The sequence below is a fragment of the Glycomyces amatae genome, from assembly GCF_020991375.1.
Classification (GTDB): domain Bacteria; phylum Actinomycetota; class Actinomycetes; order Mycobacteriales; family Micromonosporaceae; genus Glycomyces; species Glycomyces amatae.
In genome coordinates, this window is record NZ_JAJLQZ010000005.1 from 62,616 (window position 1) to 84,675 (window position 22,060).

At 70.8% G+C, this 22,060-nt stretch carries 20 protein-coding genes; 5 read left to right on the forward strand and 15 right to left on the reverse strand.

Annotated features, from left to right (window positions below; all coding sequences use genetic code 11):
- Nucleotides 1–58 precede the first annotated feature (58 nt).
- Together LO763_RS09535 and LO763_RS09540 are read left to right on the forward strand one after the other, a co-directional pair.
- On the forward strand, nt 59–283 hold the full coding sequence (locus LO763_RS09535; protein WP_230601743.1) for a type II toxin-antitoxin system HicA family toxin: 225 nt from the start codon (nt 59–61) through the stop codon (nt 281–283).
- Nucleotides 280–654 (forward strand): sigma-70 family RNA polymerase sigma factor, encoded by a 375-nt coding sequence (locus tag LO763_RS09540; RefSeq protein WP_230601744.1) that lies wholly within the window; start codon nt 280–282, stop codon nt 652–654. The genes LO763_RS09535 and LO763_RS09540 overlap by 4 nt, the downstream gene beginning before the upstream one ends.
- A 181-nt stretch (nt 655–835) precedes the next feature.
- Here the strand turns inward: LO763_RS09540 and LO763_RS09545 are convergent, their stop codons facing one another.
- From LO763_RS09545 to LO763_RS09570, 6 genes are read right to left on the reverse strand one after another with little or no spacing between them, the layout of a single operon-like run.
- Nucleotides 836–1,252 carry a roadblock/LC7 domain-containing protein gene (locus tag LO763_RS09545; protein WP_230601745.1) on the reverse strand — a complete coding sequence of 139 codons (417 nt, stop codon included), beginning with the start codon at nt 1,250–1,252 and terminating at the stop codon, nt 836–838.
- Nucleotides 1,249–3,795, reverse strand: a complete 2,547-nt coding sequence (locus tag LO763_RS09550; RefSeq protein ID WP_230601746.1) for a sensor histidine kinase — start codon at nt 3,793–3,795, stop codon at nt 1,249–1,251. Before LO763_RS09550 ends, LO763_RS09545 begins: the two co-directional genes overlap by 4 nt.
- A gap of 31 nt (nt 3,796–3,826) precedes the next feature.
- Entirely contained in the window at nt 3,827–4,537 is a 711-nt protein-coding gene (locus tag LO763_RS09555) for an ABC transporter ATP-binding protein (RefSeq protein WP_230601747.1), read from the reverse strand.
- Nucleotides 4,530–6,221: a branched-chain amino acid ABC transporter ATP-binding protein/permease gene (locus tag LO763_RS09560; protein WP_230601748.1), complete on the reverse strand. Its 1,692-nt coding sequence runs from the start codon at nt 6,219–6,221 to the stop codon at nt 4,530–4,532. Before LO763_RS09560 ends, LO763_RS09555 begins: the two co-directional genes overlap by 8 nt.
- Entirely contained in the window at nt 6,221–7,099 is an 879-nt protein-coding gene (locus LO763_RS09565; RefSeq protein ID WP_230601749.1) for a branched-chain amino acid ABC transporter permease, read from the reverse strand. The genes LO763_RS09560 and LO763_RS09565 overlap by 1 nt, the downstream gene beginning before the upstream one ends.
- Before the next feature lie 35 nt (nt 7,100–7,134).
- The gene (locus tag LO763_RS09570; RefSeq protein ID WP_230601750.1) at nt 7,135–8,316 is read right to left on the reverse strand and encodes an ABC transporter substrate-binding protein; all 1,182 of its coding nucleotides are present in this window, start codon (nt 8,314–8,316) and stop codon (nt 7,135–7,137) included.
- A 362-nt stretch (nt 8,317–8,678) separates the two neighbouring features.
- On the opposite strand from LO763_RS09570, the gene miaB reads away from it, so the two are divergent.
- Nucleotides 8,679–10,184, forward strand: coding sequence for a tRNA (N6-isopentenyl adenosine(37)-C2)-methylthiotransferase MiaB (gene miaB / locus LO763_RS09575; RefSeq protein ID WP_230601751.1), 1,506 nt, complete (start codon nt 8,679–8,681; stop codon nt 10,182–10,184).
- Between the two features lie 64 nt (nt 10,185–10,248).
- On the opposite strand, the gene LO763_RS09580 is transcribed toward miaB, so the two are convergent.
- Complete coding sequence (locus LO763_RS09580) at nt 10,249–10,668, reverse strand: PIN domain nuclease (protein ID WP_230601752.1); 420 nt, start codon at nt 10,666–10,668, stop codon at nt 10,249–10,251.
- Complete coding sequence (locus LO763_RS09585) at nt 10,659–10,865, reverse strand: type II toxin-antitoxin system VapB family antitoxin (protein WP_230601753.1); 207 nt, start codon at nt 10,863–10,865, stop codon at nt 10,659–10,661. Before LO763_RS09585 ends, LO763_RS09580 begins: the two co-directional genes overlap by 10 nt.
- Nucleotides 10,866–11,072: 207 nt before the next feature.
- Here LO763_RS09585 and LO763_RS09590 point away from each other — a divergent pair, with 207 nt between their 5' ends.
- The gene (locus LO763_RS09590) at nt 11,073–11,879 is read left to right on the forward strand and encodes a class I SAM-dependent methyltransferase (protein ID WP_230601754.1); all 807 of its coding nucleotides are present in this window, start codon (nt 11,073–11,075) and stop codon (nt 11,877–11,879) included.
- Nucleotide 11,880: 1 nt separating this feature from the next.
- Here the strand turns inward: LO763_RS09590 and LO763_RS09595 are convergent, their stop codons facing one another.
- From LO763_RS09595 to LO763_RS09615, 5 genes are all read right to left on the reverse strand, one after another.
- Nucleotides 11,881–12,354, reverse strand: coding sequence for a DUF1707 and DUF4190 domain-containing protein (locus LO763_RS09595; protein WP_230601755.1), 474 nt, complete (start codon nt 12,352–12,354; stop codon nt 11,881–11,883).
- A 109-nt stretch (nt 12,355–12,463) separates the two neighbouring features.
- Entirely contained in the window at nt 12,464–14,332 is a 1,869-nt protein-coding gene (locus tag LO763_RS09600) for an ABC transporter ATP-binding protein (protein ID WP_230601756.1), read from the reverse strand.
- On the reverse strand, nt 14,329–16,047 hold the full coding sequence (locus LO763_RS09605; RefSeq protein WP_230601757.1) for an ABC transporter ATP-binding protein: 1,719 nt from the start codon (nt 16,045–16,047) through the stop codon (nt 14,329–14,331). Before LO763_RS09605 ends, LO763_RS09600 begins: the two co-directional genes overlap by 4 nt.
- Nucleotides 16,048–16,310: 263 nt before the next feature.
- Nucleotides 16,311–17,054 carry a tyrosine-protein phosphatase gene (locus LO763_RS09610; protein ID WP_230601758.1) on the reverse strand — a complete coding sequence of 248 codons (744 nt, stop codon included), beginning with the start codon at nt 17,052–17,054 and terminating at the stop codon, nt 16,311–16,313.
- A gap of 391 nt (nt 17,055–17,445) precedes the next feature.
- Nucleotides 17,446–18,663 (reverse strand): DUF349 domain-containing protein, encoded by a 1,218-nt coding sequence (locus LO763_RS09615; protein ID WP_230601759.1) that lies wholly within the window; start codon nt 18,661–18,663, stop codon nt 17,446–17,448.
- A 164-nt stretch (nt 18,664–18,827) separates the two neighbouring features.
- On the opposite strand from LO763_RS09615, the gene miaA reads away from it, so the two are divergent.
- Entirely contained in the window at nt 18,828–19,787 is a 960-nt protein-coding gene (miaA, locus tag LO763_RS09620) for a tRNA (adenosine(37)-N6)-dimethylallyltransferase MiaA (RefSeq protein WP_255672124.1), read from the forward strand.
- A 3-nt stretch (nt 19,788–19,790) separates the two neighbouring features.
- Here the strand turns inward: miaA and LO763_RS09625 are convergent, their stop codons facing one another.
- Together LO763_RS09625 and LO763_RS09630 are read right to left on the reverse strand one after the other, a co-directional pair.
- Nucleotides 19,791–20,786: an aldo/keto reductase family protein gene (locus tag LO763_RS09625; protein WP_230601761.1), complete on the reverse strand. Its 996-nt coding sequence runs from the start codon at nt 20,784–20,786 to the stop codon at nt 19,791–19,793.
- Between the two features lie 98 nt (nt 20,787–20,884).
- Complete coding sequence (locus tag LO763_RS09630; RefSeq protein ID WP_230601762.1) at nt 20,885–22,057, reverse strand: mechanosensitive ion channel family protein; 1,173 nt, start codon at nt 22,055–22,057, stop codon at nt 20,885–20,887.
- Nucleotides 22,058–22,060 lie beyond the last annotated feature (3 nt).

Here is a 22,060-nt window from a genome sequence, read left to right on the forward strand (position 1 = left end):
CGAGATAGTTGCTCTAGGCCTCTAGAGGTCGATAATCTAGGGCGATAGAGTCAACTGCATGATGATGATGGCTGCGCCGATCAAGCGGCGTGAAGTCGTGACGGCCCTGCTCAAAGCCGGGTGTTCCCCAAGAGGCACCGCCAAGCGCGGCGGTCATGAGATCTGGAACTGCCCGTGCGGGGCGCACGTGACCGCGTTGCCCCGGCATCGCGACATCAGCCCCGGCACTTGTGCCAGCATCATCAAGCACCTCGAATGCCTTGAGAAGGGGTGGCTTCGATGAAGGAATACACCGTCACCGCGACACGGGTTCAAGGCCTGTGGGAGCTGGATGTACCTGGTGTCGGCGTCACCCAGTCGACCACTGCAGGAGGCGCTGAGGAGATGGTCCGCGACTATCTCGACTGCCTTGGCGTCGCCGAAGCGGACACCGTGCCCATCAATCTCGTCTGGCGCATCGCCCCGGAGATCGACGCACGCATAGTGGAGGCCAGGGAGGATGCCGCGAAGGCCGCCGAGCTCCAGGCGCAGGCCTCGCGTATCAATCGCGAGACCGTGATGCTCCTCAAGGAATCAGGCATGACCGGCCGAGACATCGCGGCGGTACTCGGGATCTCGGAACAGCGTGTCTCCCAGCTTGCGAAGGCCGCTTGACCGGCTCCGCGATCGGGCGGCAAACATGGATGCGTGGGTTTCGTTCTGCCGCTGGGTCCAGTGCAAGACCACCGAGACGGCGTAGCCGCGAAGTGATCCAGAGGTCCGGCACCGGGACCGCCTGATCGTCTGGAAACGACCGAGGGCCGGGAACCGCGCAGCGGTTCCCGGCCCTCGCCGCTCACTGCGCCGCGCGGGCCTGCTCGCGCAGGACCTCCCGGGCCGCCGGGGTGAGGGCCGGGCCGACCTGGTTGATCAGGTTCGCCAGCTCGTGCCCGACCTGGCCGATGTCGCAGTGGAGACCGGCCAGCGCCAGCAGGCTGGCCCCGCTGGAGACCGACATGGAGAACATGTAGCCGCCGTTCATCTCCGTCAGGTTGCTGATCACCGGGTCGGCCTGGAGCGAGCGCGCCGCGCCCGCCAGCAGGCTCGTCAGGCCCGAGGCGATGGCCGCGAGCCGGTCGGCCTCGTCCCGCGGCAGCGAGTCGTTCGAGGCGATCAGCAGTCCGTCGGCGGCGACGGCGATGACATGCGCCACGTGGGGCACTCGCCCGACGAAGTCGGTGAGCAGGAAATCCAGATGAGAGCTGCTGGTCATGGACTTGTCCTCGTGTCGTTGGTGGGGCTGGGCTTCGTTCTACTGCCGGAGAGTCCGCGCGCGTAGGCCGAATAGGTCGCGCCGATGGTCCTGGCGTCGCGGTGGATCGGAGCGCCCGTGCGACCGGGCGCGGACTCGACCGCACCGGGGACCAGATTAGACATCGGCTGCCGCTTCGGCAAACCTCCCACCGTGCGCGCCATGGACATCGGGTCCGCCGCCGGCATCGCGTGGCCAGCACGCAGCGATGGTCCGGCGGACAGGTACCGCACGTCGAGCGTCAGTTCCGGGACGCGTTCGGCGCCCGGCCCGAGCCCGGATTCGATGGCCGTCAGCGGCAGCGGCGGCGCGGCCGTGCTGGAGAGGGCCATCGGCGCCGCCCGCACCGGCGGCGGGGGCGGCGGCGGCGAATCGGTGCGCTGCCGCGGCAGCCGCAGCGTCGGCGTGTCCTCGACCGAGTCCGCCGACGCCTGCTTCTGGTCGAACAGCGGCGCGTTGCGCCTGCGGATCAGCGGCTCCTCGGCGGGCGGCGCCCCCATCGGGAAGGCCTGCGCCACCGCCGGCGGCCGGGACGGCTTCCCGAACGAGAGGATCGCGCCGGGCACCGCGATCTCGGCGACCGTGCCGCCGCCGATCGACGGCCGCAGCTCCACCTCGATGCCGTGCCGGTTCGCCAAGTGCCCCACCACCGTGAGACCCATGGCCTGCATCGCGTCCAGGTCGATCGCGGCGCGGCTGCGCAGCCGCTCGTTGAGCTCGGCCATGCGCACCGGGTCGATGCCGATGCCGCGGTCGCGCACCTCGATCACCGCGCGGCCGGTCAGGACCCGCGCCATGACCTCGGCGGTGCTCTCGGAGTAGCGGGTCGCGTTGTCCATCAGCTCGGCCAGGAGCTGCACCACGTCGTCGACGACCTCGGCGTCCACCCACGCCCCGTCGTCGGCGGCCAGCTCGATGCGCGTGTAGTACTCGATGCGGCTCTGCGCCGCCGTGAGCACGTCGCCGAGCTTCGCGTCCGTGGTCCGCACCTTCGCGGCCGACGCGCCGCCGAGCACCAGCAGCGAGTCGTTGGCGCGCGACACCAGCGAGATCAGGTGGTCGAGCCGGAACAGCCGCTGGAGGCGGTCGGGGTCCTGCTCGTTGCGCTCGGCCTCGTCGAGCTCGGCGGTGAGGCGGCCGGTCAGCGAGTGGCCGCGCCGCGCCAGGCGCACGAAGATCGAGCCGACGTGGAACCGCAGCACGGCCTGCTGGGCCGCGACCCGGATCGCCTCGCGGTGCACGATGTTGAACGCCTCGCCGACCTCGGAGAGCTCGTTCTCGCCCTTGGTCTTCAGCGGCGGCGTGGTGCGGGCCGCGAACTCGGCCGCGGACAGCCCGCCCAGGCCCTCCTGCTCGTCGACGCGCCGGACCGCGCTCGGCAGGTCCACCATCGCGATCCGGCGGGCCGAGTCGGACAGGTCCCGCAGGCCGCGGGTGACCGAGCGCCCGATGCCGAAGCCGATGAGGACGGAGATCGCCAGCGCCAGCACGGCGGCCGCGCCCTCGATCGCGAGGCGCCGGACCACCGACTCGCGGATGTCGGCCGCGAGGTCCACCGTGGTCGCCAGCGACTGGTCGACCAGGTTGGCGGTCGCCGCGTGCCTCGCGTCGTAGGCCAGCATGAGCGAGTCGTGGTTGATCTCCTGCTCGTCGTCCGAGCGGGCGCTCGCGACCTGGCTGTCGAGCCGGTTCGCCGGGCGGGCCGGGGCCTCGCCGAGGCCGCCGACCTCGAACACCGCGGCGTCCGGGTCCGACTCGGCCATCATGCGCCGGTACTCGCCCAGGGACTCCTCGCGGGCCGTGGCCAGCCGCATGAACGGCCGGTAGTCCTCGGCCAGCGGCTCGCCGTCCTCCAGGCCCAGCACCAGGATCTGCATCTGGGCCGAGCTCTCGTCGATCTCGTGCAGCAGGCTCGCGGCGCGCAGGTGGCGGCTCAGCTCGGCCGAGTCGGCCGCGTCCACGGCCCGGTCGATGACCGCCGACAGGCGCGTCACGAGCGAGTTGTAGACCGTCAGGTGGACCTCGGCGACCGTCTGGCCGTAGACCGCGTCGCGGGCCGTGCCCAGCCGCTCCAGCGGCTTGTCGGCGCGCTCCAGCAGCGCGGTCACGGCCTCGTCCAGGCCGGTGCCCGACCGGGCGTCGTCCAGGCGCGCCAGCTGTTCGTCGGTGGCCGCCTCGGCGGCCTCGAACGAGGCGGTGAGCGTCTCGGGGTCGCTCAGGCCGGTGTTCTCCTGGAACACCAGCATGGCCGCGGCGAGGCGCTCGCGCTGGACCGCGTGGAGGGCGTCGGCCGCGATCCCGGTCAGCTCGACGACCTCGGCCGTCCCGGTCACCGCCTGGGCCTCGGTGCCGGACTCGTAGAGCCGCACCCCGACCATGCCCGCGAGCGCGAGCGCGGGGATGAGCAGCATGACGGTCAGCTTGGTCCGGATCCTCACCGACGACCAGCCGCGGCGGCTCCTGCCGCCGTCCTGTGCCGCGGGGGCGGGGTGCTCCTCCGTCATCGGGGTGTTCCTCGGCTTTCCGTGAAGGGTGTCATTCGATCCCCAGGTACGCCTCGACGACCTTGGGGTGTTGCAGGAGTTCGGAGGCGGGCCCCGAGTGGGCGAGGGCGCCGGTCTCCAGGACGTGCCCGGTGTCGGCGACGCGCAGCGCCCGGCGGGCGTTCTGCTCGACCAGCACCACGGTCACCCCCTGGGCGCGGATCTTCTCGATCACCGTGAAGACCTCGTCGACCATCTTGGGGGACAAGCCCATCGACGGCTCGTCCAAGAGGACGACGCGCGGCCTGGCGATCATCGCACGGGCGATCGCCAGCATCTGCTGCTCCCCGCCGGACAGCGCGCTCGCGGGCAGCGCCCGCCGCTCGTCGAGCACGGGGAAGAGCCGGTACATGTCGGCCTCGGGGGCCGCTTGGCGGCGGCGCCGGTGGGCGCCGAGCCGCAGGTTCTCGGCGACGGTGAGGCTGCCGAGGATCTGGCGGCCCTCGGGGACGAGGACGAGGCCGTCGGCCACCCTGCGGTGGACCGGCCTGCGGGTGATGTCCTCGCCGTCCAGGCGGACCGCGCCCGACCGGGGCCGGACGAGGCCCGAGACGGCGCCGAGCACCGAGCTCTTCCCGGCGCCGTTGGCGCCGATGAGGGCGACCAGGCCGCCCTCGGGGACCTCGAAGGAGACGTCGCGGACGGCGTCGACGCGGCCGTAGGAGACGTGCAGCGCCTCCACGGTCAAGAGCGGACTAGGCATACTCGTGCTCCCCGGTCTCGTCGGCGCCCAGGTAGGCCTCGACGACCGCGGGGTCGGCGATGACCGCCCGCGGCTCGCCCTCGGCGATGACCTCGCCGAAGTTCATGACCACCAGGCGGGTGCAGGTGTCGACGACCATCTTGACGTTGTGCTCGATGAGGAGCACCGTGATGCCGTCCTCGGCGAGCGAGCGGACGAGGCCGGCGAGCTCGGCGGCCTCGACGTGGTTCATCCCGGCGGCGGGCTCGTCGAGCACCAGCAGCGTCGGGTGGGCGGCGAGGGCGCGGGCGATCTCGAGGCGCCGCTGGTCGCCGTAGGAGAGCGCCCCGGGCCTCAGGCCCGCCTGCTCCGCCAGGCCGACCCGCCGCAGCTGCGCCCAGGCGAGCGCGGTCGCGCGCCGCTCGTCGCGGCGCGCCGAGGGCAGCCACAGGAGCCGGCGCCCGAAGGTGCCGCGGCTGACCGCGTGGGTGCCGACCAGGACGTTGCCGAGGACGGTGAGTCGCCCGAACAGCTTGGAGTGCTGGAAGGTCCGGGCCACCCCGGCCCGCGCGTAGCGGTGCGCGCCGCCCTTCGAGCCGAGCGCGACGCCGAGCACGTCGCCCTCGCCCGAGGTCGGCGGCTCCAGCCCGGTGAGCATGTTGATGAGCGTGGTCTTGCCCGCGCCGTTGGGGCCGATGACGCCGAGGACCTCCCCGGCGGCGAGGTCGAGGTCGACGCCGCGGACGGCCTGGACGGCGCCGTAGGCCTTGCCGAGGCCCCGCACCCGGGCCACCGGGGACCCCGGCTCGGGCAGCGGCGGCAGGTCCGGGACCGGGGCGTCCGCGGGGGCCTTCGGGGCCCGGTCCGGCCGCAGCCGCGCGGCCAGGCTCGAGAGCCCGCCGGGCAGGTACAGGACGACGGCGAGCAGGAGCACGCCGGTCAGCAGCGGGTGGATCCACCCGGCCTCGAGGCCGAGCCCCTCCTGGAGTTCGGGTACGGCCGTGAGGAACCCGGCGCCGAGCACCGGTCCGAAGAACACGAGGTACCCGCCGAGGACGGCGGTGACCAGGCCGTCGACGGTCATGGCGAAGTCGAAGGAGCCGGGGGTGATGCGCCCGAAGAAGTACGTGAACAGCACCCCGTAGACCCCGGCGATCGCGCCCGAGGCGAGGAACGAGGTCATGCGGGTGCGCACCACGTCGACGCCCATGGAGCCCGCGGCCAGCTCGTCCTCGCGGACGGCGGCGAAGGCGCGGCCGGTGCGGGAGGGCCCGAGCCGCCAGAACACGTACACCAGGACGGCGAGGACCAGCCACACCAGGTCCGGCGTGGCCCACTTCTCGAGGCGCAGGCCCAGGGCCCCGTTCGTCCACTCGGCGTTGGTCATGAAGACCCGCACCATCTCCCCGAACGCGAGGGTCGCGATGGCGAGGAAGACCCCGCGCAGGCGCAGCACCGGCAGGCCGAGCAGCAGCGCGGCCGCGGCCCCGACGGCCGCGCCCACGGGCAGTCCGATCAGGACCGGCGAGAGCGAGCCGAGCAGCGGCGCGTCCGGGACGACGAGCGTGGACGTGTACGCCGCGAGCGACGCGAACCCGGCCTGGCCGAGGCTGAGCTGCCCGGCCATGAGCACCACGTGGAACGAGTAGGCGAGGATCGCGCCGAGCGCGATGGTCGTGATGAGCGTGTCGTACCCGGCGAGCATCAGACCTCCCTGACCTTGACGGCGCCGAACAGGCCCCGCGGGCGCAGCACCAGGATCGCGAACAGGAGCGCGAAGGCGACCAGGCCCTTCCACGTGGAGTCGAAGTAGGTGACCGTCAGCGCCTCGGCGACGCCGAGGATCAGCCCGGCGGCCATGGCCCCCCACAGGGACCCGAGACCGCCGACGATGATCACCGCGAAGCCGATGAGCTCGATGGACGCGCCGAGGTCGCGGTCGGCCTGGCCGATGTTGAGCGCCAGCAGCGCCCCGGCCACGGTCCCCAGCGCCGAGGACAGCGCGTAGGTCCCGGAGGTGACGAGCCCGGTGTTGACGCCCAGGACCTTGGCGGCCCGGGGGTTCTCGGCGACGGCCCGCATGGCCCGTCCCATCGGCGTGGACGAGACGAGCCATGCGAGTCCGAGCATGAGCACCAGCGCGAGCCCGAGCGTCACCAGCTGCATCAGCGTGACCCCGATCCCGCCGAACTCGAAGAGCCGGTTGGGGAAGTACTCGGTCGGGAAGCTCTGCGGCTCGGTGCCGTACCGGGCCTGGAGCGCCGCGATGAGGATCCCGCCGAACGCGACCGAGGAGATCAGTCCGGCGAAGTGCTCGTCGTCGCGGCCCGCGAGCGGGCGGAACGCGACGCGCTCGAGGAGCACGCCCGCGAGTCCGCCCGCCGCGGCCACGGCCGGGATCAGCGCCCACATCGGCAGGCCGAGCCGGGTGGCCAGCTCGATGCCGACGAAGGCGCCGGCGGTGAAGATCGCCGGGTGGGCGAGGTTCAACTGGCGCAGGATCCCGAACACCAGCGTGAAGCCGATGGCGAAGAGCGCGTAGATCGATCCGGCGAAGACGCCGTTGGCGAGCTGCTGCAGCATGTCGTGGTTTCTCTGGACGGAGTCGCTCGTGCGGTCTAGCCCTCGAGGAGCTTGAACTCGCCGTTCTCGACGATCTGGACGAACGGTTCCTGGCTGACCTCGCCGCTCTCGCTGAGCGAGATGGTGCCGAGGATCGAGTCGTACTCCAGGATCTGGCCGAGGTTGTCCTTGACGGCCTCGCGGTTCGCGTCGCAGTCGGCGCGGACGGCCTGGTCGATCATGTACGCGGCGGTGTAGGCCTGCGCGGCGAACTGGTCGGGCTCCCGGTCGTACTTCTCCATGTAGTTCGCGATGAACTCGGCGTTGCCGGTGGTGTCGGCGTCGGCGCTCCAGGCCCCGCCGACGATGAGGCCCTCGGCGGCGTCCTCGAGGGTGCCCACCAGGACGGGGGAGTTGAAGGCGTTGCCGCCCACGATCGGCGCGGTGATGTCGAGGTCGCGGGCCTGCTTGACCAGCGGGCCGGTCGCGGCCGGCAGCGCCGAGAGGATGACGGCGTCGACGTCGGCGTCCTTGACCTTGGTCAGCTGCGCGGAGAAGTCGGTGTCGGCGGTCTCGAAGCTCTCGTCGACGACGACCTCGATGTCCTCCTCGGCGAGCACGTCGGTGATCGTGTTGTAGGCCGAGGCGGTGAACTCGTCGGCGCTGTCGTAGAGCACGGCGACCTTGGTGATCCCGAGGGTCGCCTTGGCGGCCGGGATGCTGGCGGCGAGCGCGACCTCCTCGGGGAGCGAGTTCCGGAAGATGTAGTCGCCGAGGTCGGGAATGCCCTCGGCGGTGGTGGAGATGCCCAGGGCGGGGACGCCCGCGCTCTCGGCGTCGGGGAAGGTCGTGAACGCCATGTTCGAGAGGGTGGGGCCGACGATGGCGCTGACCTTGTCGCGGTTGATGACCTTCTCGAAGGCCACGACGGAGTCCTCGACGCTGGTCTTGTCGTCCTCGACGATGAGCTCGTACTCGACGCCGCCGGCGGCGTTGAGCTCCTCGAAGGCCAGCTCGATGCCCTCCTGCTGGTACAGGCCGGCGAAGGCCGCGCCCTCGGTGAGGCTCAGGACGGCGCCGATCTTGACGGTCTCGTCGATCTCGCACTCGTCGCCCGTGCCGGTGCCGACCAGGGAGTCGTCGCTGGAGGCGTTCGTGGTGTCCTCCGAGACGCAGGCCGCCGAGGCGGCGAGGAGGAGTGCGGCCAGGCCCGCGCCGGAGATGCTCTTGAAACGCATGTGATTCCTATAGGGGTCGGTGTCAGATGTGAGGTCTGGGGGACCGGTCCGCCGAACGGGGGGTCAGCCGTCGGCGGCACGGAGTCACACTATCGGGGCGATTCGAGGCGGACAAGACTTACCCTGATTTTCTTTCGGAAAGGCTGGTGAACCATTGGTTTCCCGGAGGCTGTGCACATCCCGGGGCACAACGTATGCGCAGGCCAGGCAGTGACTGAGCGATCACATGGAACGCTTTGACCCTCTCATGTCCTTTCCCGGAGCGCGGGCGTTCGCGGAAACACGCATCGTGCGCGGACGCGTGCGCTCCGCAGTGGATCCGGCCCTGACCGTGTGACGGGGCTCGCGTCTATCCTGGGGGGGTGGCTCAGCAAGGTGTGAAGACCTACCAGGTCAAGACGTACGGCTGTCAGATGAACGTGCACGACTCCGAGCGCATCGGCGGCCTCCTCGAAGAGGCCGGGTACGTGCCCGCCGCCGGCGGGGACGCGCCCGACCTCGTCGTGTTCAACACCTGCGCGGTGCGCGAGAACGCCGACAACAAGCTCTACGGCAACCTCAGCCACCTCGCGCCGGCCAAGTCCGCGAACCCCGACATGCAGATCGCCGTCGGCGGCTGCCTGGCGCAGAAGGACCGCGGCGAGATCGTCAAGCGCGCCCCGTGGGTCGACGCGGTCTTCGGCACCCACAACATCGGCTCGCTCCCGGCCCTGCTCGACCGCGCCCGCCACAACCGGGCCGCCGAGGTCGAGATCCTGGAGTCCCTGGAGACCTTCCCCTCGGCGCTGCCCACCAAGCGCGACTCGACCTACTCCGGCTGGGTCTCGATCTCGGTGGGCTGCAACAACACCTGCACGTTCTGCATCGTGCCCAGCCTGCGCGGCAAGGAGAAGGACCGGCGCCCCGGCGAGATCCTCGCCGAGGTCCGGGCCCTGGTCGCCGAGGGCGTCTCCGAGGTGACCCTGCTGGGCCAGAACGTCAACACCTACGGCGTCGAGTTCGGCGACAAGCTCGCCTTCGGGAAGCTCCTGCGCGCCTGCGGCGAGATCGACGGCCTCGAGCGGGTGCGCTTCACCAGCCCGCATCCGAAGAACTTCACCGACGACGTCATCGCCGCCATGGCCGAGACCCCGAACGTGTGCCACCAGCTGCACATGCCGCTCCAGTCCGGTTCGGACCGCGTGCTCAAGGAGATGCGCCGCTCCTACCGCTCCGGCAAGTACCTGGAGATCCTCGACAAGGTCCGCGCGGCGATGCCCGACGCGGCCATCACCACCGACATCATCGTGGGCTTCCCCGGGGAGACCGAGGAGGACTTCCAGGCGACCCTCGACGTGGTCGAGCAGGCCCGCTTCTCCAGCGCCTTCACGTTCCAGTACTCGATCCGGCCCGGCACGCCCGCCGCCACGATGGCCGACCAGATCCCCAAGGCCGTCGTGCAGGAGCGGTACGAGCGCCTCGTCGCCCTCCAGGAGCGCGTGTCCTGGGAGGAGAACCGCAGGCTCGAGGGCACCGAGGTCGAAGTCCTGGTCACGGTGGGCGACGGGCGCAAGGACGCGGCGACCGGCCGCCTCTCGGGCCGCGCCCGGGACGGGCGCCTGGTGCACTTCGGCGTCGCGCCGAGCGAGACCGACCCGGCCGGCAACGCCGCGGGCATCCGACCCGGGGACGTGATCACCACCGCGATCACCTACGGCGCCCCGCACCACCTGGTCGCCGACGGCGAGGTCCTGACCCACCGGAAGACGAAGGCGGGCGACGCCTGGGCCGCGGGCAAGGCCACGAAGCTCCCCGGCGTCAGCCTCGGCATGCCCACCATCGGCAGGAAGCCCCAGCCGAAGCAGGAGGCCCCCGGCTGCGCCTGCTAGGACACCGAAACGCAAGCGGCCCACCGGCGCGGCCGGTGGGCGTCGAACTGGGGGAGTGCGGGGGTCAGTCGGCTTCGCCGGGAGGCACCACCCACTCGGTCGGCTGGCCGGTGACCTTCGCGATCCGGTCGAAGTCGTGGTCGTAGTGAAGCATGGTCACGCCGTGCCGCTCAGCGGTGGCTGCGATGACCAGGTCGGGGATCTTCACCGTGCGGTGGAGCGAATCTCGGATCAGTTCACGCTGCACCTCGGTCACTCGCGAGTACACGGTGTCCGGAATCGACAGCCGCTCGAAGTTCGCGAGCCAATCGATGAGCTGGTCGCCTTCGCGGAGGTTCCGAACGCTGAACAGCATCTCGGCTTCCACCATGCCGCAGATCGCCAGCAGCCCGCGCTCCGCCAGCGGGATCAGCCGCTGGGCGACCGGCTGCTTGGTCTGCCTGGCGAATACGCTCTTGTCGACCATGAAACGCGCTATCGCCATGCCGACTCCATGATCTCGGGGTCGGCGAGGTCGGGGAGGTTGCCTGCGGCGAGCCACTCCAGGAACTCACGGCGCTTGTGCTGCGCGACGAGTTCCTTGAGTGCCGCGTTCACGGTGCTGACCTTGGTGGTCGTGCCGAGGATCTCCGCCGCCTGCGCGCAGAGCTCGTCGTCGAGGTTGATGACTGTTCGTGACATTGTTTTCACCTCCTCAACCTAGCCAGGCACGGACTTCCAGTATACCTTTCGAAGAGGTGTGTCGCGATCTTTTGAGTCGGGTTGTCGACGTTTCTATACGATGGGAATAGATATCTATATGAATCTTCTTATGATATCGATCAATCATGGTTACGAGGACTCGCCGCATCCGATCCGGGCCCAGGCGATCTGCCACAATGGCTCGGTATGGAACAGGAATCGGACATCCAGGCGCAGCGCGACCTCATGTACGGGGAGCTCGACCTCGGGTCCCTGACGATCTTCTCCGGGTCGTTCATCAACTACGGCTACTGGGGCGACGTCGCCCCCGGCCGCGAGATCACCCTCGCGGAGCGCACCGCCAGCCAGGCCGAGCTCTACCGGCGGGTCGTCTCGCGCCTCTCCATGCCGCTCGGGGCCGAACTCCTCGAACTCGGCTCCGGCATCGGCGTCGGGGCGGCCCTCGTCGCCCGTGAGTTCGGTGCCGTCGTCTCCGGGCTCGACCGTTCCGCCGCCCAGCTCGGGCGCGCCGCCGAGGCCAACGCCGCGACCCTCGCGGACATGCCCGGCCGCCTCTCCTTCTACGAAGGCTCGGTCACCGCGATCCCCTTCCCCGACGCCTCCTTCGACGGCGTCTACGCCGTCGAGATGCTCCAGCACGTCGACGACCTCGCCGCCGTCGCCCGCGAGGTCCACCGGGTCCTGCGCCCCGGCGGGCGCTTCGCGACCGCCACGTTCTTCGCGCCCGACGGCGCCGGCGAGACCCCCGTCGCCGACCTCATCGAGACCGTCGCCTCCGGCGTCGACGTCGTGCGCCCCATCGGCGAGTTCACCGCCGACCTGGAGGCCGCGGGCCTCCGGGAGGTGACCGCCACCCCGATCGGCGAGCACGTCTGGCGCCAGTTCGACCAGTGGGTCGCCCAGACCGAGTTCCGCGACTCCTGGGGCCGCAACTGGCTGCGCTGCTACGAGAACGGCTGGATCGACTACTACCTCGTGACCGCCGCGCGCTGACTCACCACCAGTAGGACGCGCCCAGGACGAAGAACAGGATCCACACCGGGACGCTCACGGCCCCGAGGATCAGCCCTGCCAGCGCGAAGGACCGGTTGTCCGCCTCGCCCTTGCGGTGCTTCTCGATCCCGATGAGCCCGAAGACGACCGCCAGGATCGTGAACGGCACGAAGCTCACGAACGACATCACGCCCATGCCGAGCGCGATGTGCCCCATCAGGTTCCCGGAGCCCTCGGGCTCCGCCGGAGCGGGCGCGGGCTCCGGCGCGGGCGGGACCGGCAGGTTCGCCGCGGGCAGGTCCTCGAGCAGGCGCCCGACCTCGGCGTACGTCTGCGACTCGTAGAGGTCGCGGCTCCGCTCGTCGAACTCGTGCAGGTTCAGGCGGCCCGCTTCGAGCGCGTCGCGCAGCTGGGCGGCCACCGCCGCGCGCTCGTCGTCGGAGATCCGCATCCGGCCGGGATCGGGCTGGGGCATGGCACTGGTCCTCCAGGGGGTCGGGTGGCCCGTCAAGCGTATACAGCGCCCTGTCCCATGCTGGAGACGATCGAGGGCCCCGGCCGACGGCCGGGGCCCTCGAGGGGTCTCACACGAGCGAGTCCTCCCACTGTCGGTGCAGGGTCGCGTACTCGCCGCCGTGGTCGATGAGGTCGCTCGGGCGCCCGTCCTCGATGACGCGGCCGTGCTCCAGGACCAGGACCCTGTCGGCGATCTCCACCGTGGACAGCCGGTGCGCGATGATGATCGCCGTCCGGTCGGCCAGGATCGTGCGCAGCGCCCGCTGCACCAGCCGCTCGGACGGGATGTCGAGCGAACTGGTCGCCTCGTCGAGGATCAGCACCCGCGGGTCGGCCAGGAACGCCCGCGCGAAGACCACCAGCTGCCGCTGGCCCGCCGAGAGCCGCCCGCCGCGCTTGCGCACGTGGGTGTCGTACCCGTCGGGCAGCGACTCGATGAACTCGTGGGCGCCGACCACCTTGGCCGCCTCCACGATCCGCTCCCGGTCCGCGCCGGGCCTCCCCAGTTCGATGTTCTCGGCGATCGTGCCGTTGAACAGGAAGTTCTCCTGCGTGATCATCACGACGTTCGCCCGCAGGTCCGCCTCGGAGAGGTCGCGCAGGTCCACGCCGTCGAGCGAGACCGAGCCCCCCTTCGGGTCGTAGAACCGGCTCACGAGCTTCGCGATCGTGGTCTTGCCCGCGCCCGTCGCGCCCACCAGGGCCGCGGTCTGGCCCCCCGGGATGCGCAGGTCCAGGCCCGGCAGCACCACCTGGTCGTCGCGGTACTGGAACCGCACGCCGTCGAAGCGCAGCTCGCCCCGCGGCCGCTCGATCGGGCGCGGCTCCTCGGGCTCGGCCACCTCGACCGGCTCGTCCAGGACGCCGGAGATCTTCTCCAGCGCCGAGGTGCCCGACTGGAGCACGTTGTAGAACTGCACCAGCTCGTTGAGCGGGTCGAAGAACCGCTTCATGTACAGCAGGAACGCCGCGAGCACGCCGAGCTCGGTGTTGCCCTGCATGACCTGCCAGCCGCCGAACAGCAGCACCACCACCGTGGCGAGGTGCCCGATGCCGCGCATCCCGCCGGCCATGAACGCGTTCTGCTGGTGCCCGGCCGCCTGCGCGAACCGGTTGTCGGTGTTGAGCCCCGCGAACAGCTCCCGGTCGCGGCCCTCGCGCCGGTACGCCTGGACCGCGCGCACCCCGCCCATGGACTCCACGAAGTAGACGATGAGCAGCGCCACCGTCTCGCGGGCCTTGCGGTACGCGATCGCCGAGACCCGGCTGAACCAGCGGCCCAGCAGGAGCATGAGCGGGAACGTCAGCAGCGTCACCGCCGCCAGGCGCGCGTCGATGACCAGCATGACCACGGTGATGGTGACGACGTTGAGCCCGGCGAGGACCAGGTCGTCCACGCCGTTCTCGGTCATCTCCCGGATCGACTCCATGTCCGAGCTCTGCCGGGCCGTGACGCGCCCGGAGGTGAACCGCTCGTGGAAGGACACCGACAGCTGCTGGAACTTGCGGAACACCTTGCCGCGCAAGGCGTACAGCATCGCCGCGCTCACCTTCGCGGACTGCGCGATGTAGAGGCGCACGCACAGGTACTCCAGGATCGCGACGACCGCGAAGGCCACGCCGATCATGATGACGATCGAGTGGTCGCCGTGGTCCGTCAGCGCCGGGATGCCGTGGTCGATGCCGTACATGACCAGCAGCGGCGTGGCCATGCTCGCGAAGTTCTGCACCACCAGGACGCCCACGAGGAACCACAGCGCCCGCTTGTGGGGCAGCAGCATCGAGCCGAGCAGGCGCCGGGACTGGGCCCGCAGCTCCTTGATCGACTCGGCGTCGTCCACCTCGGCGCTGGTCCGGTCCGCCTCGGAGGACTCGGCGTGGCCGCGCCAGTGCGCGTGCTTGTCCGATTTCCCGTTCGCCTTGTCCGCCAAGGTCATGCCGCCACCTCTTCCGCCGTCGCCGAGAGCACGTCCACGTACTCGGGGCTCGTGCCCATCAGCTCGGAGTGCTTCCCGACCGCCGCGATGCGCCCCTCGTGGAGCAGCGCCACCCGGTCGGCCAGGGCCACCGTGGAGGGCCGGTGCACGACCACGAGCGCGGTGGTGTCGCGCAGGACCTGCGCCAGGGCCCGCTCGACCAGCTCCTCGGTGTGCACGTCGAGCGCCGAGAGCGGGTCGTCGAGTACGAGCACCGCGGGCTTGACGACCACGGCGCGGGCGAGCGCGAGGCGCTGGCGCTGGCCGCCGGACAGGGACAGGCCCTGCTCGCCGATGCGGGTGTCGAGCCCGTACGGCAGGTCGTGCACGAACTCGGCCTGGGCGACGCGCAGCGCCTCCTCGATGTCGCGCTGGTCGGCGTCGGGCCGCCCGAGCGCGAGGTTCTCGCGCACGCTCATCGAGAACAGCGTGGCCTCCTCGAACGCGGTGGTGACCACCGAGCGGAGGTTCGCCAGCCGCAGGTCGCGGATGTCGGTGCCGTCCAAGAGGATCCGCCCGCCCGTGGGGTCGTTGAGGCGCGAGGGGAGCGACACGAGCGTGGTCTTGCCCGAGCCGGTCTTGCCCGCGATTGCCACGGTCTCGCCGGGGCGCACCGTCAGGTCCACGCCGCGCAGGATGTCGCGCGAGTCGTCCTCGTACCCGAATCGCACGTCCTCGAAGACGAGCTCACCGCGCACCGCGCCGCGGTCGACGACCTTGGCGCCGGGCCGGTCCTTGATGGCCGGCTCGGTGTCGAAGACCTCGTAGACGCGGTCGGCGGCCGTCATGGCCTCGTTGCCGTGGGCCATGACCCAGCCGCTCGCCTCGATCGGCCACAGGATCGCCAGCTGGAGCATGATGAACGCGGTCAGACTGCCGACCGACATCGCGCCGTCGGCGACCATGATCGAGCCGAACACCAGCGTCGCGCCGAGCGCCGCGGAGGCGATCGCGGTGAACCCCGACCAGGACCGGGAGGCCACGAGGCTCTTGCGGACGCTCCGGTCGCGCAGATCGGCGGCCTCCCGCTCGAAGCGGGTCGCCATGAGCGGGCCGCGCCCGAGGGCCTTGATCGCCCGGATGCCCAGGGCCGACTCCTCGGCGGCGCTGGAGACCTCGCCGGACTGGTCCTGCTCGGCGCGGGCCAGCGGCAGGTAGTTGCGGAAGAAGCCGCGCCCGATGAGGAACAGCGGCACCGCGGAGGCGGCGACGATGAGGGCCAGGCGCCACTCGATGAACAGCAGCTGGCCCATGATGATGGCGATCATGCCGATCGAGGTGATCGCGAAGACCATCCCGCCGGCGAAGAAGCGGCGGATCATGCCCAGGTCGGTGGTGACCCGGGCGAGGAGCTGGCCGGTCTGCCAGCGGTCGTGGAAACCGGTGTGCAGCCGCTGGAGGTGCTCGTAGAGCCCGCCGCGGATGTCGGCCTCGATCGCCATCGCCGTGGTGGTCTGGAAGTAGCGCCGGGTCAGGTTGAGGAGCGCGTCGGCGGCGCCGAGGGCCGCGATGATCCCGACGATGCGCCACAGCCCGGGGATGTCGCCGTCGGTGATCGGGCCGTCGATGGCCCGGCCGACCAGCGGGGGGATGGCCAGTCCGGAGACGATGTTCAGCAGGACCATCGTCCACAGCACGGCCAGCCGGTACCGGTAGGGGTACAGGTACTTCTTCATCCGCCACAGGTTCGTCAGCGCCGTCCGACGGGGCGGGGGAGTGTCCGTTTCTGATTCTTCTGGAGTTTTCAACCGCTCTGAGCCCACCGCTCCAACCTACGAGGAGGGCCCGACATCCGGCAACCCAAATTTCACCTGCCGACCGGTAAGTAATCCCACTGCGTCGACAGGATTCGTTGAGCCCCTTTGAAAGCGATATCAAAACGGCGCGGCGCCGCGTCCCAGACACCGGGACGCGGCGCCGCTGACGTTCGGGCGGCGGGCTAATCGAGCAGCTGCGCCCGCAGCTCCTCGGTCCGGTCGAAGCCGATCGCCGAGATGTACGCGGACATCGACCCGAAGCGGGCGCTCATCTCCTCCAAGGTCTCCAGCATCGCCTCGGCGGGCGTGGTCAGGCCGCCCTCGGTCGCGGGCTTGCCCATGTTGGCGTCCCGCCAGGCGCGCCAGCGCCTGATGCCGTGGAGCGACAGCTCGTAGTCGGCGGCGATGTCCTCCTCGGCGACGCCCAGCACCGACAGGAGCGCGGCCGCGACCAGGCCGGTGCGGTCCTTCCCGGCCATGCAGTGGAACAGCACCGGCTCGCCGGAGGCGATCACCTCGAGCGAGTCGCGGACGGCCGCGTACCCGGCCTCGTACATGCCCGAGTAGCGCTGGCGCAGGAACCGCACCACCTGGTCGTGCGGCGTCTCGCCGTCGATTCCCAGGTCGATGGCCTCCCACCGGACGTGGAGCAGCTCGAAGTGGTGGAACTCGACGCCCTCGATCTCGGGGAACCGGCCCGCCTGCTCCAGCTCCCCGCCCCGGCGCAGGTCGATGACGTGCCTGATCCCGAGCCGGTTCACCAGCAGGTCCTGGTCGGCCTCGGTGACCATCCCGAGGTTGTCGGAGCGGAACACGCGGCCGGTCCTGACCTTCTTGCCGCCGGCGGCGTCCCATCCGCCGATGTCGCGCAGGTTGAAGATGGTCTCGGCGTCGATGAACTGGTGGGGGAGGGTCTCGACTGACATGCGGCTGCCTTCCTGTCGGGGTGACTGACGTTCGGCCGTGGGACGACGGACGGCGCGGACCGAAGCGGTCCACGCCGTCGTAGCCCTGCTCCATTATCCCGGTCCGTCCGCGAACGTCCTCACGCGTCGCTCAGAACCGCCGGACAACAGCAGGTTGCGTCTATTTCGAGCCTTCGGCCAACCGAAGGCTGCGCTGCTCGGGTCGCCTGCGGCGACCCCCGGCCGGCGCCGGGGTTCCTTCCGCAAGCTCCAGGCTGCGCTACTCGGGGTCGCCTGCGGCGCCCCCGGCTGCCGCCGGGGTTCCTTCCGCAAGCTCCAGGCTGCGCTACTCGGGTCGCCTGCGGCGACCCCCGGCCGGCGCCGGGGTTCCTTCCGCAAGCTCCAGGCTGCGCTACTTGGTTCCTTCCGCAAGCTCCAGGAACTGCTTCTTGCTCGCCAGGTCCTGCTCGGCCTTCTTGATCCGGCCCGCGTTCCCGTCGGCCTTGGCCCGCTCCAGCTTCTCCTCGGCCTCGGCGACCTGCTGGCGCATCTGGAGCAGCAGCGGGTTCTCCTCGACCGGGACCTTGCGCCACGCGGTGTCCAGTGCGTCGCGGAGCCGGTCCTCGACGTTGCGCAGGCGCCGCTGGAGCTTCGCCTGGTTCTTGCGCGGGACCGCGCCGATGTCGTGCCATCCGGCCTGGAGCTCGCGGAACGCCTGCTGCGCGGCCTTCGGGTCGGCCTCGATGTCCAGCGCCTCGGCCTGCTTGAGCAGCTCCTCCTTCGCGGCCTGGTTGGCGTCCAGCTCCGCGTCGCGGGCCGAGAACACCTCCGAGCGCGCGTTGAAGAACACGTCCTGCGCGGCGCGGAACCGCTTCCAGGCCTTCTGCTCGGCGTCCGGCGCCAGCCGCCCGGCGTCCTTCCACTCGGCCATGAGGCCCTTGAGCCGGTCGGCGGTGGGCCCCCAGTCGGTCGAGGTCGACAGCTCCTCGGCCTGCTTGATGAGGGACTCCTTCTGCTGCGCGATCACCTTGCGCTCGGAGTCCAGCTGCGAGAAGTAGGCGCCCCGGTGCCGCGTGAACGTGTCCCGCGCGGCCGAGAACCGGCGCCACAGCTTCTGGTCGGTCTTCCGGTCGACCCCGTGGATCGCCTTCCACTCCTCGATGATCTCGCCGAAGCGCTGGCCCGAGGCCTTCCAGTGGCTGTCGCGGGCCGCGAGCTCCTCCGCCTCGGCCACGAGGGCCTCCTTGGCGGCGACGGCCTCGGCGCGCTCGGCGTCCTTGGCGGCCTTGAACTCGCCGAGCTTCTCGTCGGCGTGCTTGGACAGCCCGTCCAGGCGGTTCGCCAGGCCCTCGACGTCCCCGACCACGGCCGCGGTGTCCAGGCCCTCGCGGAGCTTGCGCAGCTGCGAGGCCGCCTGCTCCACGTCGGCCGACTCCGAGTTCAGGCGCGCGGCGATGAGATCGACTTCGACCACCAGGTCGGCGTACTTCCGGGCGAAGTGCGCGAGCCCCTCATCGGTGGAGCCGGCCTGCCAGGAGCCGACCGCGCGCTCGCCGGAGGAGGTCTTCACATAGACCGTGCCGTCGGCGTCGATGCGGCCGAAGCTGGTCCAGTCTCCGAGGTCACTCATCGCGGTAATCTCAAATCCTTCACACGAACTAAGGGACGTACTTCCCGTACCTTACGGTGGTCAGCGGGTCGCCGCCAGCCGGGTGGGGCCGCACGAACCGAGGGGGTCATTCAGTTGCGCCATCCCGAGCCACGGCTCCCGACCTCCGCCGAGAGCGCCGACTTATGGGTCACGGACTCCGCCGGGAGGCGGTCGACGGTAACCCCACCCTACAGCCGCCGGTGATCGCCGTCGTAGGCCCCACCGCGGCCGGGAAGACCGCGCTGTCCGTCGCGCTGGCGAAGGCCCTGGACGGCGAGGTGGTCAACGCCGACTCGATGCAGCTGTACCGCGGGATGGACATCGGCACCGCCAAGATCACCGACGAGGAGCGCGACGGCGTCCCCCACCTCGTGTTCGACGTCCTCGACGTCACCGAGCCCGCCGACGTCGCCAGCTACCAGCGCCTCGCCCGAGGGGCGATCGCCGACATCCGCTCCCGCGGGAGGCGCCCGATCCTCGTGGGCGGCTCCGGCCTCTACGTCCAGGCCGCCCTCGACGAGATGGACTTCCCCGGCACCGACCCGGTGATCCGCGCCCGCATCGAGGCCGACCTCGCCCTCGTCGGGCCCGCCGCGCTCTGGGAGCGCCTCAAGGAGCGCGACCCCGATGCCGCGAAGGCGATCCTGCCCTCGAACGGGCGCCGCGTCGTGCGCGCCCTCGAGGTCGTGGAGCTCACCGGCTCCTTCACCGCGAGCCTGCCCGAGCCCCGGGCCCACCTCGAGGCGGTCCGCGTCGGCGTCGACCTCGACACCGCGGTCCTGGACGAGCGCATCGAGCGGCGCGTGCGCCGCATGTGGGACGCCGGGCTCCTCGACGAGGTCCGCGACCTCGAGGCGCGGGGCCTGCGCGAGGGCCGCACCGCCTCCCGCGCCCTGGGCTACCAGCAGGTCCTGGCCCACTTCGGGGGGGAGCACGACGAGGACGAGGCCTTCCGGCTCACCGTCCAGGGCACCCGCCGCTTCGTGCGCCGCCAGCGCTCCTGGTTCAAAAGGGACGGCCGCATCGAATGGTTCGATGCGGCCGATCCTCGGCTCTTCGAGCGCGTCCTCGCCTTCATCCGCGAACGCGGGGAGGCCCCATAGGGCTCACGCGCGCGGGTTCGGCGCCGTCGTCTCCTTCGGGTCGGTGACCGACACCGGCGCGAACAGCTCGTTGATCTTCGCGTAGGTCTCCTCCGGCAGCTTCACGCCGACGGCCTTGACGTTCTCCTCGACCTGCTCGGGGCGGGTCGCGCCGATGATCGCGGCGGAGACGTTCGGGTTCTGGAGCACCCACGCCAGGCTCAGCTGCGCGATGGTCAGGCCCAGCTCCTCGGCGATCGGCCCGAGCTGCTGCACCCGCTCGAGCACGTCGTCCTTGAGCCAGTTCTCGACGAAGCGCCCGAACTTCGGGTCGGCGCCGCGCGAACCGGCCGGGGCGCCCTGGCCCGGCTTGTACTTGCCGGTGAGCACGCCGCCGGCCAGCGGGGACCACACGATCTGGCCGATGCCCAGCTCCTCGGAGGCCGGGACGACCTCGGCCTCGATGACCCGCCACAGCAGCGAGTACTGCGGCTGGCTCGAGACGAGCTGGATCTTCAGGTCCTTCGCGAGCCCGGCCGCGGCGCGGATCTGCTCGGCGTTCCACTCCGAGACGCCGATGTAGTGCGCCTTGCCCGAGTGCACCACGTCGGCGAACGCCTGCATGGTCTCCTCGAGCGGGGTCTCCACGTCCCAGCGGTGGGCCTGGTACAGCTCCACCCGGTCGGTCTGGAGGCGCGTCAGCGAGTTGTCGATCGACTCCTTGATGTGCTTCGCGGACAGGCCCCGGTCGTTCTTGCCCGGGCCCATCGGCCAGTAGACCTTGGTGAAGATCTCGATGCCGTCGCGGCGCTGGTCCTTCAGCGCGCGGCCGATGACCTCCTCCGCCGCGCCCTGCGCGTACACGTCGGCGGTGTCGAAGGTGGTGATGCCGGCTTCGAGGGCGGCGTTGACGCACGCGACCGCGGCGTCCTCCTCCACCTGCCCGCCGTGGGTGATCCAGTTGCCGTACACCAGTTCGGAAATAACGAGGCCAGAGCGGCCGAGATGACGAAACTCCATGCCATGAGATTACCTGCCGAGCGGCAAGCGTCAACGAAACCGAGGTCACAGATGCGCGCGCGTGCCGGTAGTCCTCCCGCGCGGGCTACCGGCCGCCCTCAGCTCTCGGGAGCGGGGCTGCGCTGCCTGAACGGCGCCTCGCTGAGCAGCATCTGGACCTCCGAGGGCTCGATCGGCTGCGCCTCGGCCTGCTGGTCGGGGAAGACCCCGCTGCGCACGTCCATGACCGACTGGTAGCTGTTGACGCGCATGCGGGGGATGCAGTGCGGGTGCTCGTCGACGATCCAGCGGATCATGTGCTCGCGCACGTCGCACCGGAGCGTCCACTGGTGGGAGGGGTTGGCCGCCGAGATCGTCATGCGCAGGCGCATGTACGGCCCGGTGGCGTCGTTGACCTCCATGCCGTGGCTGCGCCCGTCCCAGAGCGGGTTGGTCCCCAGGTAGCGCAGCAGCTCGGCGCGCGCCTGGTCGACCGGCAGCCGCCAGTCGGCGTCGAGCAGGATCGTGCCGAGCACGGCCGGGTCGTTGCGGGTCCAGTTGACGTACGGATGGGTCTTGAAGTACGAGGTCGGCAGCACGAGCCGCCGCTCGTCCCAGATGCGGACCACCACGTACGACAGGGTGATCTCCTCGATGCGGCCCCACTCGCCCTCGATGACCACGACGTCCTCGAGCCGCAGCGCGTCCCCGAACGCCAGCTGCATGCCCGCGAAGAGGTTCTGGAGCATCGTCTGCGCGGCCAGCGCGGCGATCACGCCCGCGACGCCCGCCGCCCCCAGCAGCGAGGTGCCGAGGACCTTCAGGGAGGGGATGTTGAACAGTATGATCCCCGCCGCCACCATCCACACCCCCGCCGCGACCAGCCGGTAGGTCACGATCGCCTGGGTGCGCCGGCGCCGCCCGCCGACGTCGTTCTCGTTGAGCGAGCCCCACCGCTCCTGGAGCGGCACCTTCCAGACGCTGAGCAGGTTGGAGACCAGCCACGCGCCCGAGATCACGGTGCCGAACATGAGGACCCGGCTGAGGCTGATGTTCCATCCGTCGTCCCACCCCTGGGCGGCGACGTCGCTCTGGGCGAACAGCAGGATCTGCACGCCGCCGGTCGCGGCCATGAGCTGCGCGGGCCGCAGCGCCTTGCCGACGACGAGGGACTGGCGCTCGGAGGCGTGGCGCAGCAGCAGCCACTTGACGAGCAGGCGGGCGAGGCTGACCGTGACGGCGGACAGGACCGCCACGAGGACGACGGCGAGCCAGGGGGCGAGGTTCGGCATGGC

Coding starts and splice junctions, on each gene's coding strand:
- LO763_RS09535 (WP_230601743.1), top strand. CDS start 59: ATGATGATGATGGCTGCGCCGATCAAGCGGCGTGAAGTCGTGACGGCC.
- LO763_RS09540 (WP_230601744.1), top strand. CDS start 280: ATGAAGGAATACACCGTCACCGCGACACGGGTTCAAGGCCTGTGGGAG.
- LO763_RS09545 (WP_230601745.1), bottom strand. CDS start 1,252: ATGACCAGCAGCTCTCATCTGGATTTCCTGCTCACCGACTTCGTCGGG.
- LO763_RS09550 (WP_230601746.1), bottom strand. CDS start 3,795: ATGACGGAGGAGCACCCCGCCCCCGCGGCACAGGACGGCGGCAGGAGC.
- LO763_RS09555 (WP_230601747.1), bottom strand. CDS start 4,537: ATGCCTAGTCCGCTCTTGACCGTGGAGGCGCTGCACGTCTCCTACGGC.
- LO763_RS09560 (WP_230601748.1), bottom strand. CDS start 6,221: ATGCTCGCCGGGTACGACACGCTCATCACGACCATCGCGCTCGGCGCG.
- LO763_RS09565 (WP_230601749.1), bottom strand. CDS start 7,099: ATGCTGCAGCAGCTCGCCAACGGCGTCTTCGCCGGATCGATCTACGCG.
- LO763_RS09570 (WP_230601750.1), bottom strand. CDS start 8,316: ATGCGTTTCAAGAGCATCTCCGGCGCGGGCCTGGCCGCACTCCTCCTC.
- LO763_RS09580 (WP_230601752.1), bottom strand. CDS start 10,668: ATGGCGATAGCGCGTTTCATGGTCGACAAGAGCGTATTCGCCAGGCAG.
- LO763_RS09585 (WP_230601753.1), bottom strand. CDS start 10,865: ATGTCACGAACAGTCATCAACCTCGACGACGAGCTCTGCGCGCAGGCG.
- LO763_RS09590 (WP_230601754.1), top strand. CDS start 11,073: ATGGAACAGGAATCGGACATCCAGGCGCAGCGCGACCTCATGTACGGG.
- LO763_RS09595 (WP_230601755.1), bottom strand. CDS start 12,354: ATGCCCCAGCCCGATCCCGGCCGGATGCGGATCTCCGACGACGAGCGC.
- LO763_RS09600 (WP_230601756.1), bottom strand. CDS start 14,332: ATGACCTTGGCGGACAAGGCGAACGGGAAATCGGACAAGCACGCGCAC.
- LO763_RS09605 (WP_230601757.1), bottom strand. CDS start 16,047: ATGAAGAAGTACCTGTACCCCTACCGGTACCGGCTGGCCGTGCTGTGG.
- LO763_RS09610 (WP_230601758.1), bottom strand. CDS start 17,054: ATGTCAGTCGAGACCCTCCCCCACCAGTTCATCGACGCCGAGACCATC.
- LO763_RS09615 (WP_230601759.1), bottom strand. CDS start 18,663: ATGAGTGACCTCGGAGACTGGACCAGCTTCGGCCGCATCGACGCCGAC.
- miaA (WP_255672124.1), top strand. CDS start 18,828: ATGGGTCACGGACTCCGCCGGGAGGCGGTCGACGGTAACCCCACCCTA.
- LO763_RS09625 (WP_230601761.1), bottom strand. CDS start 20,786: ATGGAGTTTCGTCATCTCGGCCGCTCTGGCCTCGTTATTTCCGAACTG.
- LO763_RS09630 (WP_230601762.1), bottom strand. CDS start 22,057: ATGCCGAACCTCGCCCCCTGGCTCGCCGTCGTCCTCGTGGCGGTCCTG.